Origin of the sequence: Sphingopyxis sp. NFH-91 (assembly GCF_021401285.1) — a bacterium.
Lineage (GTDB): Bacteria > Pseudomonadota > Alphaproteobacteria > Sphingomonadales > Sphingomonadaceae > Sphingopyxis > Sphingopyxis terrae_A.
In genome coordinates this window covers 103,807-122,013 of the sequence record NZ_JACBGA010000008.1, presented here as the reverse complement: position 1 = coordinate 122,013, position 18,207 = coordinate 103,807, and the positions used below count along the sequence as shown (strand labels likewise).

Below are 18,207 nucleotides of genomic sequence, written 5' to 3'. Positions count from 1 at the left end.
TCTTCGCGATATCCAATCCGATTATGCTAACTTCCAACACGGACGCCTCCTCTAGTGGTGTGATAACACCTCCACTATGGCACATCGATGCCGCCGGGGGGCGTCCACCCCATCACCCCAAAGCAGACCCTCCGCAACACAGCACGCCGACATAGCTAGGCCGCCTTCCTTCCCCCTGCTACACCCCGCGCCATGTCACAGAAGAATCATCTCTATCTGGTCGATGGCTCCAGCTACATCTTCCGCGCCTATCATCGCCTGCCGCCGCTGACGAACCCGAACGGGGTGCCGGTCGGTGCGGTCTATGGCTACACCACGATGCTCTGGAAGCTCGCGAAGGATCTGCACGACGCGGACGGACCGACGCACCTTGCGGTCATCCTCGATCATTCGAGCCAGTCGTTCCGTAACGAGATTTACGATCAGTATAAGGCGAACCGTCCCGAACCGCCCGAGGATCTGCGCCCGCAATTCCCGCTGATCCGCGACGCGACACGCGCCTTCTCGTTGCCCTGCATCGAAATGGAGGGATTCGAGGCGGACGATCTGATCGCCTCCTATGCCGAGGCCGCGGTGCGCGAAGGGTGGGACGTGACCATCGTCAGCAGCGACAAGGATCTGATGCAGTTGATCCGCGAACCCGCGGACGGACCGCATGTCGACATGCTCGACACGATGAAGAATGTCCGGCTGGGGATCGACGCGGTGCACGAGAAGTTCGGCGTCTCCCCCGACCTCGTCGGCGACGTCCTCGCGCTGATGGGCGACAGCGTCGACAATGTGCCCGGCGTGCGCGGCGTGGGCCCGAAGACCGCGACCAAGCTGATCCAGGAATATGGCAATCTGACCGCGGCGCTCGACGGGGCGGAGACTATGAAAGCGTCGAAGCTGCGCGAAAATCTGATCGAGCATCGCGCGATGGCCGAACTGTCGCGCGTGCTGGTCGATCTGAAGCGCGATTGCCCGCTGCCCGACACCCTCGACAGTCTGAAGCTCGGCGCGATTCCGCCAGCGCCGCTCAAGCTGTTTCTCGACGAACATGGCTTTCGCTCGCTTTCCGCCAAGCTCGACAATGGCGTCGCCCCCGGTGGGCCGCCCACGCTACCGCGCGCCGGCGCTGCGCCCGCCGCGGTAGCGCCTTCCGGTCCGACGACGCCGGTGCTGCCCGCCATGCCGGCGATCGACCGCGCAGCCTATGAATGCGTGACCGACCTCGACGCGCTCGACCGCTGGATCGCGGCGGCGAAGGCGGCGCATGTCGTTGCGATCGATACCGAAACGGCGAGCCTCGACAGCGTCACCGGCGAGCTGGTCGGCGTCAGCATGGCGATCGCGCCGGGGCAGTCCTGCTACATCCCGCTCGGCCATGGCGGCACCGACATGTTCGCCGAAAAGCCCCACCAGATTGCGATGGCCGACGCCATCGCCCGCCTAGGCGCGCTGTTCGCCGACGAAGCGGTGCTGAAGGTCGGCCACAATCTGAAATATGATATCGGCGTGCTGGCCCAGCATGGCGTCCGCGTCGCGCCCTATGACGACACGCTGCTGATGAGCTTCGCGCTCGATGCGGGCCAACATGGTCACGGCCTCGACGAGCTGGCAAAGCTGCATCTCGACCATGTCTGCCTGTCGTTCAAGGAGGTGTGCGGCACCGGCAAATCGCAGATCAGTTTCGCCGAAGTCCCGCTCGCCCGCGCAACCGAATATGCCGCGGAGGATGCCGACGTCGCGCTGCGACTGTGGCGGCTGCTCAAGCTGCGCCTGCCGCTCGAAGGCGGCACCCGCGTCTACGAGATGGTCGACCGGCCGCTTGCCGGCGTCGTCGAGACGATGGAGCGCGCGGGCATCATGGTCGACCGCGATTATCTGGCGCGCCTGTCGGGCGAATTCGCGCAGGAAATGGCGCGGATGGAAACCGCGATCCATGCCGAGGCAGGACAGCCCTTCACCATCGGCAGTCCCAAGCAGCTCGGCGAGATATTGTTCGACAAGCTCGGCCTCAAGGGCGGGCGCAAGGGCAAGTCGGGCGACTGGTCGACCGACCAGAATGAACTCGAAAGGCTCGAACGCGACGGCGTGCCGATCGCGCGCATGATCCTCGAATGGCGGCAACTCGCCAAGCTCAAATCGACCTATACCGACGCGCTGCAGCAACAGATCAATGCGAAGACCGGGCGCGTCCACACCAGCTACAGCCTTGTCGGCGCGCAGACCGGGCGGCTGTCGTCGACCGATCCCAATTTGCAGAATATCCCGATCCGCAGCGAAGTCGGCCGCCAGATCCGCGATGCCTTCATCGCCGCGCCGGGCCATATGCTGATCGCCGCCGACTATAGCCAGATCGAACTGCGCCTCGCTGCGCATATGGCCGATGTCCCCGAACTCAAGGAGGCGTTCGCGCAGGGTCAGGACATTCATGCCGCGACCGCGATCGAATTGTTCGGCGAGGTCAATCGCGACACCCGCGCCAAGGCGAAGACGGTCAACTTCTCGATCCTCTACGGCATTTCGCGCTGGGGGCTTGCGGGCCGGCTTGAAATCACGCCCGACGAGGCGCAAGCGCTGATCAGCCGCTATTTCGAGCGCTTCCCCGGCATCTCCGACTATATCCAGGGCACGCTCGAGCGCGCGCGCGAGCGCGGCTATACGGAGACCTTGTTCGGTCGGAAGACCTGGTTCCCGCGCATCAAGGCGGCGAACCAGAACGAACGCCAGGGCAGCGAACGCGCGGCGATCAACGCGCCGATCCAGGGCACCAGCGCCGACCTCATCAAGCGCGCGATGACGCGCATGCCCGTAGCGCTCGCCGAGGCGGGGCTGGATGAGGTGAAGATGCTGCTCCAGGTCCATGACGAACTCGTCTTCGAGGCACCCGAGGACAAGGCCGAAGCCGCCGGCGCCGTGATCCGCCGCGTGATGGCCGCCGCCGCCGAGCCGGTCCTGACGCTGTCGGTGCCGCTGGAGGTGGAGGTCGGAACCGGCAAGAGCTGGGGCGACGCGCATTGATCGCTGCGCTCCTGTTGTTCGCGGTGCAGGCAGCCGGTCCTGCAGCCGCAGCCCCGGGCGTCGAGACGACGGCCCCGTCCCCCGTCGCCGATCAGGATCTGCGCGAATTTGCGGCGATCGACGGGCGCAAGGTCGCGGGACGGCCGACCGGTGGCCCCTATGCCAATCCCGACAAGATCCTGCTCCTTACACGCGACGGCAAAGGCTATCCCGCGGTCATGGCGAGCCTTGCCTTTCCGGCACGGCAGTCGCTGCCCGCGCCGCCGCCGGGGACGCTGGCGGTGGTGCGGCTGCATCAGCGGATGGAAACGATCATTCCCGGGCCGACCGCCGACGATCTGGCGTTCGTCGCCGCGAACCGCCTGCCGCTGTTCGTGATCGGCGAATGGGCCCGCCCGGCACCGATGTGGGAAGTGGCATGGGTCGATGGCGCGGTGCGCTTTCGCACCGTCGGCGACGTCGGCGAAATCGGCCCTTGGCAGGATTGAAACCGCACTGACCGCGCGAGACGGGCGCCGAAGCGCGCTCCGCCTGCGCCCGGCCGCGCGGGTTAAGGCTTGCGCGTAGCGGCGCGGAGCCTATGACAATTTGATGACAGGGCGCAGATATGTGATGGGGCCGGAAAAGGCGAACATCCAATGAACAATGCGGACAAGCGCGCGCCGGTGGCGACGCGTATCCAGCAGAATATTCTTGCACGCGGCGAGCGCCGCCTGCTCAACTGGCTATGCGCGCGTTTGCCCGCCTGGGTGACGCCCGACCAGCTCACACTGCTCGGCTTCGCGGGCGCCTTGATGGTAACAAGCGGCTATCTGCTGAGCTGGCTCGGCAGCGGCTGGCTGGCGCTGTCGCTCGTGGGTTATGTCGTCAACTGGTTCGGCGACTCGCTCGATGGCAGCCTGGCGCGCTGGCGCAAGATCGAGCGGCCGACCTATGGCTATTTCGTCGACCATAGCGTCGATGCGATCGCGACCTTCCTGATGGTCGCAAGCATGGGGATGAGCCCTTTCCTGCGCTTCGATGTCGCGCTGCTGGGGGTTGTTGGCTATTTCCTGCTGTCGATCCACACTTTCCTTGCGGCGAAGGTCGTCGGCGAATTTCGCCTTTCCTACCTTGCGGGCGGGCCGACCGAATTGCGGCTGATGCTGATGGCGTTGACGCTCGCGATGCCTGCGCTCGGCGACGAGCGCGTTCTGGGCAGCCATTTCTCGCCGCTCGACCTGTTCGGGCTCGGCGTGGCGAGCATTCTGGTGACGCTGTTCGTGATCCAGAGCCTGACGCTGGCGCGCACCCTGTCGCGCCGCGAACCCTGAGGCCGATCAGCCGCGGACGCGCGCCTGTGGGTAGGTACCGAGCAGACGCAGCGTCTTGGTCTGGAAATCCAGTTCCTCCAGCGCGCGGTCGACATTTTCCTCGCCCGGCGCGCCGACGATATCGGCATAGAATTTGGTCGCGGCAAAGCTGCCGCCGTCCTGATAGCTCTCGAGCTTCGTCATGTTGACGCCATTGGTCGCAAAGCCGCCCAGCGCCTTGTAGAGCGCAGCCGGAATATTCTTCACCTCGAAGATGAAGGTCGTCATCCGAGGCACATCGGCAGGCATGTCGGCGAGCGGTTCGCGCGCCAGCACGACGAAGCGTGTCATATTGTGATCGGCATCCTCGATGCCCGATTCGTGCAGCGTCAGCCCGTAAAGATCGGCGGCGTGCGGCGGCGCGACGGCGGCCAGCCCGACCTCGTCGCTGTCGGCGACCCAGGCTGCCGCGCCCGCGGTGTCGCTATGCGCGATCGGCGAGATATGGTGCGCGCGCAGCCAGTGGCGGCACTGTCCCAGCGCCTGTTCGTGACTCATCGCGCGCGTGACGGGGCCAAGATTGCGACTCATCAATCCGTGGCGGATGCGCAGAAAATGTTCGCCGACGATCGACAGGCCGGATTCGGGCAACAGGAAATGAATGTCGGCGACGCGGCCATGCAGGCTGTTTTCGATCGGAATGATCGCGCGGTCGACGCGCCCGTCGCGCACCGCCTCGATCGCATCTTCGAAGCTGTAGCAGGGCAGCGGCAGCGCCTGCGGGTCGAATTCGCGCGCCGCAAGGTCGCTGTTCGCGCCGGGCGCGCCCTGAAAGGCCAGCCCCCGCGCGGGATCGGCGAGCGCCGCCGCCGTCATCGTGTCGACCAGTCTTTGTGCCGAAGCCGAATAGCTGCCCATGAACGCCTTCCAGAAAACCGCGCCGCGGCGCATAGCGGCCCCGCGATGCGGAGGCAACCGAACGTGCGCATGCCGCCGGGACATTTCATCCCCTTGCGCCCCCGCCCATGCCCAAGTAAGGGAGCGTCCAAATCAATCGATGCGCCCGGGGTGGGCGCCAGCGAACGGGGCCTGACATGGACGACCGCAACAATACTATCGCCGGCTGGGCTCTCTTCGCCGGTATCTGCGCGCTGGGCCTGACGATCGGCACCGGCATGCTGGGTGCGAGCCATGCCCCTGAAAAGCCCGGATTTCCTATCGAAGATGCCGAAGCCGGTGGCGGCGGCGGCGCGGCGGCGGTGCCGCTGCCCAACCTGCTCGCAGCCGCCGATCCGGCAAAGGGCGAAGCGGTGTTCGCGAAATGCGCCGCCTGCCATACGATCAATCAGGGCGGCGCCAATGGCATCGGCCCCAATCTTTACGGCACGATGGGTGAAGCCATCGGTCAGGGCAAGGGCGGCTTCGCCTTCTCCGACGCGCTCAAGAGCGTCGGCGGCAACTGGGACTTCGAAAAGATGGACCATTGGCTGACCAGCCCGCGCAAGTTCGCGGCAGGCACGAAAATGTCGTTCGCCGGCCTGTCGAGCCCCGAGGATCGCGCCAACCTGATCGTCTATCTGAACGCGCAGGGTTCGAACCTGCCGCTGCCCGCGCCCGAAGCGGCACCGGCTGCCGATGCCGCCGCTCCGGCGGAGGGCAAGGATGGCGCGGCACCGGCCGCCGAAGGCGACAAGGCCGCCGCCCCGGCGGAAGGCGCGGCTCCCGCGCCCGCCGAAGCCAAGAAATAATGCGCCGCGCGCCCGTCCTTCTGGCGGGCGTTTTGGCCCTTGCCGGTTGCGGCAAGGCCGCACCGCCGGCGGACACGGCGGCGAGCGATGCGCGAGCGGCTGAAACCGCGGCTCAGGCTACGCCCGCCGTCGCGCCGACCGCGGCGATGGGCGAACAGATTTTCAAGCGCTGCGCCGCCTGCCACACGATCGACAAGGATGGCCCGAACGGTATCGGCCCGAACCTGCACGGTATCGTCGGCCGCCCGGTCGCGTCGCATCCGGGCTTTGCCTATTCGGGCGCGATGAAGGCAAAGGGCGGCGTCTGGGACGCCGCCGCACTCGATATCTATCTTGCCGATCCGATGAAGACCGTCCCCGGCACGCGCATGGCCTTTGCCGGGGTCATCGACGCTGCCGATCGCCAGGCGCTGATTCTCTACCTCGAAGACCAGTCGAAATAGCCCGATCCGTTGGGCGTTCGCTTCCCGAGGGCCAAGCCCTCGGGGTTCCTGGTCCTAGTGATGATCGGCGTTGGCGTAGAAGCTCTGGATGACGTCCCAGGCCTCTTCGGCATGTTCGACGAAGGTGAAGAGCTTGAGGTCGCGGGCGCTGATCACGCCCTCTTCGACCAGCGCCTCGAAATCGACGACGCGGTTCCAGAACTGCTTGCCGAACAGCACGATCGGGATCGGCTTGATCTTGCCAGTCTGGATCAGCGTCAGCAGCTCGAACATTTCGTCGAAGGTGCCGAAGCCGCCGGGAAAGACCGCGACAGCACGCGCGCGCAGCAGGAAGTGCATCTTGCGAAGCGCGAAATAGTGGAACTGGAAGCTTAGCGACGGGGTGACATAGCGGTTCGGCGCCTGTTCGTGCGGCAACACGATGTTGAGGCCGATCGATTCGCGCTCTTCGTCGGCCGCGCCGCGGTTGGCCGCTTCCATGATCGACGGGCCGCCGCCCGAACAGACGACGAAATTGCGATCGCCATTGGCATCGACGGGAACCTGGCTCGCCAACCGCGCCAGCTTGCGCGCCTCGTCATAATAGCGCGCCTTGGCCTTCAGACGCCGCGCGATATTGCGCGACGCATCGTCGGTCGCCGCAGCTTCGAGGCCGTCGGCCTGATCGGGTTCGGGAATACGCGCCGAGCCGTAGATGACGAGCGTCGATTCGATCTTCGCTTCGTCGAGGAGCAGTTCGGGCTTGAGCAGTTCGAGCTGAAACCGCACCGGACGCAAGTCTTCGCGCAACAGGAAGTCGGTGTCCTGAAATGCGAGCTTATAGGCTTCGCTTGCGGTCTGCGGGGTCGAGGTCGCCTGCTGGGCGAATTGTGCGTCGTCTTTGGCTTTGTGAAAACGCGAACGATGGGTCTGTTTATCTTTTGTCATTAGCGGACGGCTAGCCGCTTCGTATGACTTTGCCAAGACGCCCGCGCGCGGGCTTGGTCAGCGGCAGAAGCCGTTGCCGCTCATGTCCATGTGGAAATGATTGTAATGCGCGGCATTATAGTCGGGGCTGAGCACCGTGCCGAAGCGGCGGCATGCCGAGCTGTGCAGTGCGCGCAGGAAGTCCTGCGACGCCCGGTCGCCCTTCCATCCGCCGTCGAGCATGATCCGGCGTCCATCGGCAAGGACGAAACCCGACACGTCGATCGCATTGGAATAGGCGTGCTGCGACAGGCGGCCCGACCGGCCGCCATAGATGTTGCGGCAGCTGTAGGTGCCGAAGGTTTCGATCTTCACCACCTCTTGCCCGAAGAATTTGCGCGCCGCGGGGCGGACGGCATATTGCGCCCAGGCGGCGAAATTCTTCGCGAGCGGACAGGTCATCGGGCCGAGGTTCGTCACCGGGGTTCCGATGTCGAGCAGCTTGACCGAATCGATCGAGGTACAGCCGCCGCCATGATCCTGATCGGGCAGCGGCGTGAAGCGCACCCCCGCCTGTTTGAGATCAAAGGCGCATTGCTGCGCCTCGGGGCTGCTGAAGGATGCGGCGCCGATCGTCTGCGGCCGCTGCTGCTTGGTCGCGGCGGGGCGTTTGGCATCGCTCCGCTTCATCACGTCGGGGGTGCTGAAACAGGCCGAGAGCGTCAGCGCCGCGGTTGCGGCGACCAGGATCCGGGGCTTCAGGAACGGCGGGATCGGCATGGCGTCAATTTACCGACATCTTGGTTAACAGGGCGTAAAGCTTTGGCGCGGCTTGCCGGAAATTTCGCACGTTCCGCGCATTTTGTTTGACAGTTGCGCGCACCGGCTTAAACGCGGCGCCGGGCCACGCGGTCCCAACGCCGCGCGAGCTCTCTGCAAGGAGAGTCTGACATGACTGAAGTGCGTAAACCGCAGGCACAGCCTGCGCGTCCTTATTTTTCCTCCGGTCCGTGCGCGAAGCCGCCGGTCTGGTCCCCCGAAAAGCTCAACACCGAATCGCTCGGCCGTTCGCATCGCGCGAAGATCGGCAAGACGCGCCTCCAATATTGCATCGACCTGATGCGCGAGATGCTGCGCCTGCCCGATACGCACCGCATCGGCATCGTGCCGGGATCGGACACCGGCGCCTTTGAAATGGCGATGTGGACGATGCTGGGCGCCCGCCCCGTGACGGCGCTGGCCTGGGAGAGCTTCGGTGAAGGTTGGGTCACCGATGTCGCCAAGCAGCTCAAGCTCGATCCCACGGTGATCCGCGCCGATTACGGCCAGCTTCCCGATTTGGGCCAGGTCGACTGGTCGAACGACGTGCTCTTCACCTGGAACGGCACCACCAGCGGCGTCCGCGTTCCCGACGGCGACTGGATTCCGGCAGACCGCGAGGGGCTGAGCTTCGCCGACGCGACCAGCGCGGTGTTCGCCTATGACCTGCCGTGGGACAAGATCGACGTTGCGACCTTCAGCTGGCAGAAAGTGCTCGGCGGCGAAGGCGGGCATGGCGTGCTGATCCTGGGTCCGCGCGCGGTCGAACGGCTCGAAAGCCATACGCCGGCCTGGCCGCTGCCCAAGGTGTTCCGCCTGATGTCGAAGGGCGCGCTTGCCGAAGGCGTGTTCAAGGGCGAGACGATCAACACCCCCTCGATGCTCGCGGTCGAAGACGCGATCTTTGCGCTCGAATGGGCGAAGTCGCTGGGCGGTCTCGACGGGCTGAAGGCGCGCAGCGATGCGAACGCCGCGGCGCTCGACACGATCGTCGCCGAACGCGGATGGCTGAGCCATCTCGCCGCCGATCCCGCCAGCCGATCGAAGACGTCGGTGTGCCTGTCGGTCGCTGGGGCCGACGCGGATTTCATCAAGAAATTCGCCGGGCTGCTCGAAGCCGAGGGCGCGGCCTATGACATCGCCGGCTATCGCGATGCTCCACCGGGGCTGCGCATCTGGTGCGGCGCGACGGTCGACACCGCCGATATCGAATCGCTCGGGCCCTGGCTCGACTGGGCTTACGCCTCGCTTACCTGAATTCGGTGTGTCCCCGCGAAGGCGGGGACCCATCTCCTGCCATTTCATTCCGCAAGCATCGGGAGCTGGGCTCCCGCCTTCGCGGGAGCACACGGAAGGTTTCATTCCATGACCGCACCCAAAGTTCTGATTTCCGACAAGATGGATCCCAAAGCCGCCGCGATCTTCAAGGAACGCGGCATCGACGTCGATGTCATCACCGGCAAGACGAAGGACGAGCTGATCGCGATGATCGGCGCCTATGACGGCCTCGCGATCCGCTCGGCCACCAAGGTCACCGCCGACGTCCTCGCCGCCGCGACAAACCTGAAGGTCGTCGGCCGCGCCGGGATCGGCGTCGACAATGTCGACATTCCCGAGGCGTCGAAGAAGGGCGTCGTCGTGATGAACACGCCCTTTGGCAACAGCATCACCACGGCCGAACATGCGATCGCGATGATGTTCGCGCTCGCGCGCCAGATCCCCGAAGCCAATGCGCTGACGCAGGCAGGCAAATGGCCGAAGAACGACTTCATGGGGGTCGAACTGACGTCGAAGACGCTGGGCCTGATCGGCTGCGGCAATATCGGCAGCATCGTCGCCGAGCGCGCGCTGGGGCTGCGCATGAAGGTCGTCGCCTTCGATCCGTTCCTGACCCCCGAGCGCGCAATAGAGCTCGGCGTCGAAAAGGCCGATCTCGACACATTGCTCGCCAAGGCGGATTTCATCACGCTGCACACGCCGCTGACCGACCAGACGCGGGGTATCCTGTCGAAGGAAAATCTTGCGAAGACCAAGAAGGGCGTGCGCATCATCAACTGCGCGCGCGGCGGCCTGATCGACGAGGCGGCGCTGAAGGAGGCGCTCGACAGCGGCCATGTCGCGGGCGCGGCGCTCGACGTGTTCCAGACCGAACCGCCGGCCGCCGATCATCCGCTGTTCGGCACGCCGAACTTCATCTGCACGCCGCACCTCGGCGCATCGACCGACGAAGCGCAGGTCAATGTCGCCATCCAGGTAGCGGAACAGCTTTCCGATTATCTGCTCACCGGCGGCATTACCAACGCGCTCAATGTGCCCAGCCTGTCGGCCGAGGAGGCGCCGAAGCTGCGCCCCTATATGAGCCTCGCCGAAAAGCTGGGCAGTCTGGTGGGTCAGCTCGCCCACGACAACCTCACCACCATCTCGATCGAGGTCGAGGGGGCGGCGGCCGAACTTAACCTGAAGCCGATCACCGCCGCGGTCCTGACCGGGCTGATGCGCCGTTATTCGGACAGCGTGAACATGGTCAACGCGCCGCATCTTGCCCGCGAACGCGGCCTCGACGTGCGCGAGGTGCGCCATGATCGCGAGGGCGATTATCACACCCTCGTCCGCGTCACCGTCGCCACCGAAGCCGGCGACCGTTCGGTCGCGGGGACGCTGTTCGGTAACAACGAACCGCGCCTCGTCGAAATGTTCGGCATCAAGGTCGAGGCCGATCTCGACGGCGACATGCTCTATATCGTCAACGAGGACGCGCCCGGCTTCATCGGTCGTATCGGCAGCACGCTGGGCGATGCGGGGCTGAACATCGGCACCTTCCACCTCGGCCGCCGCGCCGCCGGGGGCGAGGCGGTGCTGCTGCTCAGCCTCGACTCGGCCATGCCCGAACCTTTGTTGTGGCAGGTCTGCCAGCTGCCCGGCGTCAAGATGGTGAAGGGACTGAAGTTCTGATCGCTCCAAGGAAATCCGTGTTCCCGAGCGAAGACGAGGGACCCGTTCGAGCGTCGCGAGAACCAGCGAGGTAGCTGCCTCGACTTCGCTCGGCAAAGCCCCTCGTCTCCGCTCGGGGATACGGCGTTGATTGAAACCTCGCTTTTCCCGCTCTAAGGCCACCCCCATGACCAAGGCCCCTGCCCTGCTGCCCGAAGGGCTCCGCGACCGCCTGCCCGCGCAGGCCGAGGCCGCGTCGCGCGTTACCCGCGCGCTCGTCGATGCGATGCGCGCGCATGGTTATGGCCGCGTTTCGCCGCCGCTCGCCGAATTTCGCGAAACGCTGGGCGGCAATGACGAACGCGCCGCGCGCGATCTGCTCCGCTTCACCGACCCGGTGTCGCAGCGCACGCTCGCGCTGCGCCCCGACATCACGCGGCAGGTCGGTCGCATCGCAACCTCGCTGCTCGCGCATGCGCCGCGCCCGCTGCGCCTGTGCTATGCTGGCCAGGTGGTCAAGCTGCGCGCGAGCCAGCTCCGCCCGGCGCGCGAAATGCTGCAGGTGGGCGCCGAACTGATCGGCAGCGACAGCGTCGCAGCCGCGCGCGAGATTGTCTCGGTCGCGATCGACGCGCTCGATGCGGCGGGTATCGGCCGGGTTACGATCGACTTCACCCTGCCCGATGTCGTCGACCTGCTCGCCGCGGGTCCGCTGCCCATTACGGCCGATCTGCAGATGCTGCGTGACGAACTCGACGCCAAGGATGCCGGCGCGCTCGCGCGCATCGGAGCCGAAGCCTATCTGCCGTTGCTGCGCGCGACGGGGCCTTTCGACCGCGCGATCGCCGATCTGCGCACATTCGACACCGCGGGCGTACTCACCAGTCGTATCAACGCGCTGGAAGAAATCGCGGCGCCGATCCGCGGCCGCGCCGATCTGACCCTCGATCCGACCGAACGTCACGGCTTTGCCTATCAAAGCTGGTTCGGCTTCCAGATCTTCGTTCCCGGCCAGGGCGACGCAATCGGCCGCGGCGGCGGTTATGCGATCCCGGTCGGCGACGATCAGGAAGAACCAGCGGTGGGCTTTTCGCTCTACCCCGACCCGTTGATCGACGAAGGATTGGGCGTCGAGCGCGACAGCGATCGGCGGATATTCCTGCCGCTCGGCCACGATCCGGCGCTCGCCGCCAGCCTGCGCGCGGATGGATGGCAAACGGTCGCGGCGCTCACCGATGCCGACGAAGCGGCGCGGCTCGGCTGCGGCTTCACGCTCGGCCCCGAAGGGCCGGTTGCCGCTTAAAAATCCGAAACGCCGAAACGCGGAATCCCCTGGTTGACGCCGGGCGGGTCGAGCACGGTCACGTCGAGCTCGATCGGCTCGCCGATCCAGTGCGCAAGGCGGGTGTGATCGGCGAGATCGTCGTCAGTGAGCGGGTGAACGAGCGCGCGCAGCCCCGTCGCCTCGATCGCGTCCACGACGGCGGCGCGATGGCGCGCGAGGAAATGCACCTCATATTGCGCGATCGGATGCGGCCCGGCCGCGCCATCGGTCATGGCCCCGACAAACAGGATTGCGGAATCGGCACCGAAGGCGTCGCGCAAGGCCGCGGCTGCCGGCCGCTCGGCAGGGTCATAATAGATATGCGCGTGATAGGGTGCGTCGGGATCGGTCATTGGCGCCTCTTTGGCGGGCATCGGCAAGCCCGCAGTTCACCGGCCTTGCGAGAAACGGCTCCGCGCAGAGGCGATCCCGACCGTAGCGGCCCCTTCTCCCCTCGTCATCCCGGACTTGATCCGGGATGACGAAATGTTGGAAGGCGTGGAGCCGTTGGTCGCCTCCCAGAAGCTATCGCCCGAATACCCGCTTCAGCCACGCGTCGACCGTCGCGGTCGCCGCGTAGGACGGATCGCCGAGGCGGCGGTTGATCTCGGCATGGCCCTTCAATCCTTCACCCGGAAAGCTGCCGAACGCGACGCGGCTGCCGCCGGCCTCGAGCGCGGCGCCGAGCGCTTTGGCCTGGCGCACGCCGTCGGGCCGCTGGACGTGCAGCAGCAAAAAGGCGGGGGCGTTGGGTGCCGCCGCCTGCGCCGTTGGCGCCAGCGCGCGCTGGCGCGCCGGATCGGTGCCGAAGGCCTGCGTATAGGTCGACTGCATGATTTGCGGCCCGTCCTTCATCTGCGCCGCCACGTCATAGGCCGCCCCGTCGATCGGTATGACACCCGCAATATCGGCAAAGGACAGGCCGGCGCCTTTCAGATAGCGCGGGTCGGTGCCGACCAGCGCGACCAGATGCGCGCCCGCGCTGTGCCCCATCAGCACGATGCGATGCCGGTCGACGCCCAGTGCGTCGGCACGCTCGACGATCGCCCGCACCGCTGCCGCAACATCGGCCGCCTGCTCCTCGACCGTCGCGGCGGGGACGAGGCGGTAGTTGATCGACGCAAAGGCATAGCCCTCGGCAGGATAATGTTCGGGTTTGAAATGCCCGGTCGCATTGTCCTTGTCGCCGCGCTTCCAGCCGCCGCCATGCACGAAGACGATCAGCGGCGCCGGACCGGCCGCGCCCTTTGCGCGCCATATGTCAAGCGTCTGGAGCGGATCGCGGCCATAGGCGATCGTTTCGCTGCCCGCGACCTTTGCCCCGGCATCGGCGCCCATGCGCTCCGCCATGCGTTCGGCAATCCGCTCGCGCAGCCGTTCCCGCGCCTCGGCGAGGGGGCCCGGCACCATCAGGCTCGCCGCGACAAACGCCGCCATGGCGGCCCATCCGGTCGAAAATCGCCGCGTCATCATCGCCTCCGTCATCATGCTGTCCGTCGGGTCACTAGCCTGCAATTGTCGCGAGGATGTGACCGCGCACCGCGATGTTATGACAAGATGTAACAGCCGCGATCTGCGCGGCGCGGCACTATTTTACGGCCTTCGCCCTTGCCTCGACAGCCAAATCCGCTAAGGCCGCGCCGGGTCGAAAGGGCCCCGTTCAGCAGGACAGCGTCATGGCAAATGTTACCGTCATCGGGTCGCAGTGGGGCGACGAGGGCAAGGGCAAGATCGTCGACTGGCTCGCCAGCCGCGCCGACGCGGTCGTCCGCTTTCAGGGCGGCCATAACGCCGGTCACACGCTGGTCGTCGGCGAACAGGTCTACAAGCTGTCGCTGCTTCCGTCGGGCATCGTCACCGGCACGCTGTCGATCATCGGCAACGGCGTCGTGCTCGATCCCTGGGCGCTGAAAGACGAAATTGCCAAGCTGCGCGGCCAGGGCGTCGAGATCAACGCAGAGAATTTCGCGATCGCCGACAATTGCGCGCTGATCCTGCCCTTTCACCGCGACCTCGACGGCTTGCGCGAAACCGCGGCGGGCGCGGGCAAGATCGGCACGACGGGTCGCGGCATCGGTCCGGCTTATGAGGACAAGGTCGGCCGCCGCGCGCTGCGCGTGTGCGACCTTGCGCATCTCGACAAGCTCGATCCGCAGATCGACCGCCTGACCGCGCATCACGACGCGCTGCGCGCCGGTTTCGGCGAGCCGCCGATCGATCGCGAGCGATTGAAGGCCGACCTCGCCGAGATTGCCGATTTCGTGCTCGAATATGCGCAGCCGGTGTGGAAGCGGCTGAAGAAGGTCCGCAAGGCGGGCGCACGCATCCTGTTCGAAGGCGCGCAGGGCGTCCTGCTCGACGTCGATCACGGCACCTATCCCTTCGTCACCAGTTCGAACACCGTCAGCGGCACCGCCGCCAGCGGCTCGGGCCTCGGCCCGTCGGCGGTCGGCTTCGTGCTCGGTATCGCCAAGGCCTATACGACGCGCGTGGGCAGCGGCCCCTTCCCCACCGAACTCGAGGACGAAACCGGCCAGCGGCTCGGCGAACGCGGGCATGAATTCGGCACCGTCACCGGACGCAAGCGCCGCTGCGGCTGGTTCGACGCGGTATTGGTGCGTCAGAGCTGCGCGGTATCGGGCGTCACCGGCATCGCGCTGACCAAGCTCGACGTGCTCGACGGCTTCGACAAGGTGCGCATCTGCACCGGTTATCGTTTGCGCGGCAAGATCCTCGACTATTTCCCGGCGCACGCCGCCGATCAGGCCGAGGTCGAACCGATCTACGAAGAGATGGACGGCTGGAGCGAATCGACCGCAGGGGCGCGCAGCTATGCCGACCTGCCGGCGCAGGCAATCAAATATATCCAGCGCGTGCAGGAACTGATCGAAACCCCCATCGCGCTCGTGTCGACGAGCCCCGAGCGCGAGGACACGATCCTGATCCGCGATCCGTTCAGCGACTGACCCCGCGAAGCGATCAGGCGTCGACGGACGCCCTGACCTCTGCATCGAGCGCCTGCGTCAGATCGGCGGCGATTTCGTCGGCCTCCTCGAGTCCCACCGACAGCCGCACGAGCCCGTCGGCGATCCCGTGCGCGCGCCGTTCTTCTGCAGTGTAGGTCGAATGGGTCATGCTCGCCGGATGCTGGATCAGGCTTTCGGCATCGCCGAGCGACACCGCGCGCTGGACAAGCGCCAGCCGGTTCATCATCGCCACGCCCGCGGCGTAGCCGCCCTTCAGTTCAAAGGCGATCATGCCCCCGAAACCCGGCATCTGCCGCCGCGCCAGATCATGCTGGGCGAAACATGCCAGCCCCGGATAATGCACCGCAGCGACCGCCGGGTGATCGTTCAGCGTCGCCGCAATCGCCGCGGCCGACCGGCAATGTTCCGCCATGCGCAGCTTCAACGTCTTGAGCCCGCGCAGCACCAGCATGGCACTGAACGGCGCCATCACCGCGCCGGTCATGTCCTTGACCCCGACCAGACGCACCTGCTGCATATCGGCGCCAGTGCCGAGCGCGATGCCGCCGACCAGATCGCCATGCCCGCCCAGATATTTGGTCGCCGAATGCACCACGATATCCGCGCCGAGCGTGATCGGCTGCGTCAGCACCGGGGTCGCATAGGTGTTGTCGACGACGGTGCGCGCGCCATGGTCGCGCGCGATCGCCGACACCGCTGCGATATCGACCAGCCGCATGTTCGGGTTGGCGGGGGTCTCGAAATAGACGATCTTCGTCGCGTCGGAGATGCAGGCTTCGAGATTGGCCGGATCGGTCAGATCGACATGGGTGACGCGGACGCCAAAGCGCGCAAGGCCGTGGCGCATGAAGGCGAAGGTGCAGCCGTACAGCGTCTGGTCGACGATGATTTCGTCGCCGCGCTTCAGAAAGGACCAGAAAACCGCCGTTATCGCGCCCATCCCCGACGCCGTCGCGACGGCGGCTTCCGCGCCTTCGAGCGCGGCCATGCGACGTTCGAGCAGGTCGACCGTCGGATTGGCGATGCGGCTGTAGAAATATCCTTCGCGCTCGCCCGCGAAAATCTCGGCGCCCGCCTCGGCGGTTTCGAACACGAAGGTCGACGACAGATGCAGCGGCGGCACCAGCGCGCCGTCATTGGCCTTTGCGTCATAGCCGGCATGAATGGCGCGGGTCGCAAAACCCGAAAGCGGAAAGGACGACATGACGGGCGCGACTCCTGCGGTGAACGAGCGCCGCTTGTATCAAATGGCCGGTGGCAGGTGCTTCCAATATATGCCATTAGCAGAACGAATATTGGAATATTCTGCCAAGGACTGCCCCATGGATCGCAAGGATCACCAGATCGTCCGCGCCTTGATGCACGACGGCCGGCTGAGCAATCAGGATCTGGCCGCGGCGGTGAACCTGTCGCCGTCGCCCTGTCTGCGCCGGGTTCGTCTGCTCGAAGAGCGCGGCGTCATCACCGGCTATGCCGCGCTCGTCGATCAAAAGGCGATGGGCTATCCGATCACCGTGTTCGTCGGCATCCGGCTGAGCAAGCATGATCAGGCGACCGTGCAGACATTCGAGCGGGCGATCGGCGCCATCGACGATATTCTCGATTGCTTCCTGATGACGGGCGATATCGACTATCTGTTGCGGGTCGTCGCACCCGACCTCGACGGCTACGAACGCTTCGTGCGCGAACGGCTGCACGCGATCGACGGCATCGCGTCGATCGACACCAGCCTGGCCTACGGCGTCGTCAAGCAGAGCCGCGTGTTGCCGCTACCCGGCTGACGCCCCGCGCCCCGCCGCGGCGACGGCTTCGATTGCAGAAACGAAGCCCGCCGGGTCATCCTCCTGGATGAAATGCCCGCCTTTCAACGTGCGGTGCGGCATGCCGGCGGTTCCAGGCACGCGGCCGAGGAACAGGGCATCGCCGCCGCGCGTGATCGGGTCGCCGTCCGAAAAGCAGCAGAGGAAGGGCTTGTCGAAGCGTTCGAGCGCGGCCCATGCGCGCTTCTGATCGGGCACCGCGACATTGTCGCCCAGCGGCACGAACGACGGATAGATGCGCGCCGCGACCTTCGACGCGCGCGTCGGAAAGGGCGCGTCATAAGCGGCGATTTCTTCGGCGCTGAGCGGGCGCTTCGTTCCCGCCTTGACGATCCGGCCGATCGGGAACAGCGGGCTGTAGCGCGAAAAGGCGCGCCAGATCGCAAAAGCGCGGGGCGCCGCCTGTCCCTCGGGCAGTCCGCCGTTCGACAGTGCGACACCCGCGAACCGTTCGGGCATTTCGGCGACCAGACGCAGCCCGATCAGCGAACCCCAATCCTGGCAGACGAGGATCATGTTCCGAAGGTCGAGCGCCTCGATCCAGGCGCGCATCCACGCGACCTGCTGCGCATAGCTGTAGGCCGACCGGTCGAGCGGCTTGTCGGAGCGACCGAAGCCGATGAGGTCGGGCGCAACAACCCGGAAGCCCGCGCGCACCGCGGGACCGATCATGTGGCGGTAGAGATAGCTCCACGTCGGCTCGCCGTGCAGCATGAGCACCGGCTGTGCATCGGCGGCGCCCTCGTCGACATAATGGACGCGCAGGCCGCCCGCGATCTCGGCATATCGCGGTGCGAAAGGCCAGTCGGTCAGGCCCGCAAAACATTCGTCCGGTGTACGATAAACCCGCATAATCCCCCCCCTTGGTCCCGACCACTCTAGAATTGACGCGCGGCGCGGCGCAAGACGCGCTTTCGTTCGGCGGCGCGGC

Annotated in this window: 17 protein-coding genes; 10 read left to right on the top strand and 7 right to left on the bottom strand. The window is 66.0% G+C overall.

Going from position 1 to position 18,207, the window contains the following annotated elements; translation table 11 throughout:
• The first annotated feature begins 192 nt into the window (after positions 1 to 192).
• The 3 genes from polA to L0963_RS16725 all read left to right on the top strand — a co-directional run bounded on the left by polA (position 193) and on the right by L0963_RS16725 (position 4,319).
• Positions 193 to 3,006: a DNA polymerase I gene (gene polA / locus L0963_RS16735; protein WP_234180628.1), complete on the top strand. Its 2,814-nt coding sequence runs from the start codon at positions 193 to 195 to the stop codon at positions 3,004 to 3,006.
• Positions 3,003 to 3,494 (top strand): hypothetical protein, encoded by a 492-nt coding sequence (locus tag L0963_RS16730; protein ID WP_234180626.1) that lies wholly within the window; start codon positions 3,003 to 3,005, stop codon positions 3,492 to 3,494. The genes polA and L0963_RS16730 overlap by 4 nt, the downstream gene beginning before the upstream one ends.
• Positions 3,495 to 3,644: 150 nt before the next feature.
• On the top strand, positions 3,645 to 4,319 hold the full coding sequence (locus L0963_RS16725; RefSeq protein ID WP_062768855.1) for a CDP-alcohol phosphatidyltransferase family protein: 675 nt from the start codon (positions 3,645 to 3,647) through the stop codon (positions 4,317 to 4,319).
• Positions 4,320 to 4,325: 6 nt separating this feature from the next.
• Here L0963_RS16725 and L0963_RS16720 read toward each other — a convergent pair whose 3' ends face one another.
• Complete coding sequence (locus tag L0963_RS16720) at positions 4,326 to 5,216, bottom strand: prephenate dehydratase (RefSeq protein WP_234180624.1); 891 nt, start codon at positions 5,214 to 5,216, stop codon at positions 4,326 to 4,328.
• Positions 5,217 to 5,392: 176 nt separating this feature from the next.
• Here L0963_RS16720 and L0963_RS16715 point away from each other — a divergent pair, with 176 nt between their 5' ends.
• Positions 5,393 to 6,046 (top strand): c-type cytochrome, encoded by a 654-nt coding sequence (locus tag L0963_RS16715; protein WP_058812808.1) that lies wholly within the window; start codon positions 5,393 to 5,395, stop codon positions 6,044 to 6,046.
• The gene (locus tag L0963_RS16710) at positions 6,046 to 6,489 is read left to right on the top strand and encodes a c-type cytochrome (RefSeq protein ID WP_234180623.1); all 444 of its coding nucleotides are present in this window, start codon (positions 6,046 to 6,048) and stop codon (positions 6,487 to 6,489) included. Before L0963_RS16715 ends, L0963_RS16710 begins: the two co-directional genes overlap by 1 nt.
• A 54-nt stretch (positions 6,490 to 6,543) precedes the next feature.
• Here L0963_RS16710 and L0963_RS16705 read toward each other — a convergent pair whose 3' ends face one another.
• Positions 6,544 to 7,416, bottom strand: a complete 873-nt coding sequence (locus tag L0963_RS16705; RefSeq protein WP_234180621.1) for an LOG family protein — start codon at positions 7,414 to 7,416, stop codon at positions 6,544 to 6,546.
• Between the two features lie 57 nt (positions 7,417 to 7,473).
• Positions 7,474 to 8,175 (bottom strand): extensin family protein, encoded by a 702-nt coding sequence (locus L0963_RS16700; protein WP_234180619.1) that lies wholly within the window; start codon positions 8,173 to 8,175, stop codon positions 7,474 to 7,476.
• Positions 8,176 to 8,346: 171 nt separating this feature from the next.
• Here L0963_RS16700 and L0963_RS16695 point away from each other — a divergent pair, with 171 nt between their 5' ends.
• The 3 genes from L0963_RS16695 to L0963_RS16685 all read left to right on the top strand — a co-directional run bounded on the left by L0963_RS16695 (position 8,347) and on the right by L0963_RS16685 (position 12,448).
• The gene (locus L0963_RS16695; RefSeq protein ID WP_234180617.1) at positions 8,347 to 9,471 is read left to right on the top strand and encodes a phosphoserine transaminase; all 1,125 of its coding nucleotides are present in this window, start codon (positions 8,347 to 8,349) and stop codon (positions 9,469 to 9,471) included.
• A gap of 108 nt (positions 9,472 to 9,579) precedes the next feature.
• A complete protein-coding gene (serA, locus tag L0963_RS16690; protein ID WP_234180614.1) occupies positions 9,580 to 11,166 on the top strand; it encodes a phosphoglycerate dehydrogenase in 1,587 nt (528 codons plus the stop codon).
• Positions 11,167 to 11,332: 166 nt separating this feature from the next.
• A complete protein-coding gene (locus tag L0963_RS16685; protein WP_234180612.1) occupies positions 11,333 to 12,448 on the top strand; it encodes an ATP phosphoribosyltransferase regulatory subunit in 1,116 nt (371 codons plus the stop codon).
• On the opposite strand, the gene L0963_RS16680 is transcribed toward L0963_RS16685, so the two are convergent.
• On the bottom strand, positions 12,445 to 12,822 hold the full coding sequence (locus L0963_RS16680) for a DOPA 4,5-dioxygenase family protein (RefSeq protein ID WP_234180609.1): 378 nt from the start codon (positions 12,820 to 12,822) through the stop codon (positions 12,445 to 12,447). The two genes, L0963_RS16685 and L0963_RS16680, sit on opposite strands and share 4 nt — an antisense overlap.
• Before the next feature lie 172 nt (positions 12,823 to 12,994).
• Positions 12,995 to 13,942 (bottom strand): alpha/beta hydrolase, encoded by a 948-nt coding sequence (locus L0963_RS16675; protein ID WP_234180635.1) that lies wholly within the window; start codon positions 13,940 to 13,942, stop codon positions 12,995 to 12,997.
• Positions 13,943 to 14,145: 203 nt separating this feature from the next.
• On the opposite strand from L0963_RS16675, the gene L0963_RS16670 reads away from it, so the two are divergent.
• Entirely contained in the window at positions 14,146 to 15,435 is a 1,290-nt protein-coding gene (locus L0963_RS16670) for an adenylosuccinate synthase (protein ID WP_003048950.1), read from the top strand.
• A gap of 13 nt (positions 15,436 to 15,448) precedes the next feature.
• On the opposite strand, the gene L0963_RS16665 is transcribed toward L0963_RS16670, so the two are convergent.
• Positions 15,449 to 16,660 (bottom strand): methionine gamma-lyase, encoded by a 1,212-nt coding sequence (locus L0963_RS16665; protein ID WP_234180607.1) that lies wholly within the window; start codon positions 16,658 to 16,660, stop codon positions 15,449 to 15,451.
• A gap of 118 nt (positions 16,661 to 16,778) precedes the next feature.
• On the opposite strand from L0963_RS16665, the gene L0963_RS16660 reads away from it, so the two are divergent.
• On the top strand, positions 16,779 to 17,237 hold the full coding sequence (locus tag L0963_RS16660) for an Lrp/AsnC family transcriptional regulator (RefSeq protein ID WP_234180605.1): 459 nt from the start codon (positions 16,779 to 16,781) through the stop codon (positions 17,235 to 17,237).
• Here the strand turns inward: L0963_RS16660 and L0963_RS16655 are convergent.
• Positions 17,226 to 18,128: a haloalkane dehalogenase gene (locus tag L0963_RS16655; RefSeq protein ID WP_234180603.1), complete on the bottom strand. Its 903-nt coding sequence runs from the start codon at positions 18,126 to 18,128 to the stop codon at positions 17,226 to 17,228. The two genes, L0963_RS16660 and L0963_RS16655, sit on opposite strands and share 12 nt — an antisense overlap.
• Between the last annotated feature and the right edge of the window lie 79 nt (positions 18,129 to 18,207).

What these genes read in the sequence shown, in the direction of transcription:
- serA (WP_234180614.1), top strand. Translation starts at nt 9,580, where the DNA reads ATGACCGCACCCAAAGTTCTGATTTCCGACAAGATGGATCCCAAAGCC.
- L0963_RS16670 (WP_003048950.1), top strand. Translation starts at nt 14,146, where the DNA reads ATGGCAAATGTTACCGTCATCGGGTCGCAGTGGGGCGACGAGGGCAAG.
- L0963_RS16660 (WP_234180605.1), top strand. Translation starts at nt 16,779, where the DNA reads ATGGATCGCAAGGATCACCAGATCGTCCGCGCCTTGATGCACGACGGC.
- L0963_RS16710 (WP_234180623.1), top strand. Translation starts at nt 6,046, where the DNA reads ATGCGCCGCGCGCCCGTCCTTCTGGCGGGCGTTTTGGCCCTTGCCGGT.
- L0963_RS16680 (WP_234180609.1), bottom strand. Translation starts at nt 12,822, where the DNA reads ATGACCGATCCCGACGCACCCTATCACGCGCATATCTATTATGACCCT.
- L0963_RS16695 (WP_234180617.1), top strand. Translation starts at nt 8,347, where the DNA reads ATGACTGAAGTGCGTAAACCGCAGGCACAGCCTGCGCGTCCTTATTTT.
- L0963_RS16700 (WP_234180619.1), bottom strand. Translation starts at nt 8,175, where the DNA reads ATGCCGATCCCGCCGTTCCTGAAGCCCCGGATCCTGGTCGCCGCAACC.
- polA (WP_234180628.1), top strand. Translation starts at nt 193, where the DNA reads ATGTCACAGAAGAATCATCTCTATCTGGTCGATGGCTCCAGCTACATC.
- L0963_RS16720 (WP_234180624.1), bottom strand. Translation starts at nt 5,216, where the DNA reads ATGGGCAGCTATTCGGCTTCGGCACAAAGACTGGTCGACACGATGACG.
- L0963_RS16685 (WP_234180612.1), top strand. Translation starts at nt 11,333, where the DNA reads ATGACCAAGGCCCCTGCCCTGCTGCCCGAAGGGCTCCGCGACCGCCTG.
- L0963_RS16665 (WP_234180607.1), bottom strand. Translation starts at nt 16,660, where the DNA reads ATGTCGTCCTTTCCGCTTTCGGGTTTTGCGACCCGCGCCATTCATGCC.
- L0963_RS16725 (WP_062768855.1), top strand. Translation starts at nt 3,645, where the DNA reads ATGAACAATGCGGACAAGCGCGCGCCGGTGGCGACGCGTATCCAGCAG.
- L0963_RS16705 (WP_234180621.1), bottom strand. Translation starts at nt 7,416, where the DNA reads ATGACAAAAGATAAACAGACCCATCGTTCGCGTTTTCACAAAGCCAAA.
- L0963_RS16675 (WP_234180635.1), bottom strand. Translation starts at nt 13,942, where the DNA reads ATGATGACGCGGCGATTTTCGACCGGATGGGCCGCCATGGCGGCGTTT.
- L0963_RS16655 (WP_234180603.1), bottom strand. Translation starts at nt 18,128, where the DNA reads ATGCGGGTTTATCGTACACCGGACGAATGTTTTGCGGGCCTGACCGAC.
- L0963_RS16715 (WP_058812808.1), top strand. Translation starts at nt 5,393, where the DNA reads ATGGACGACCGCAACAATACTATCGCCGGCTGGGCTCTCTTCGCCGGT.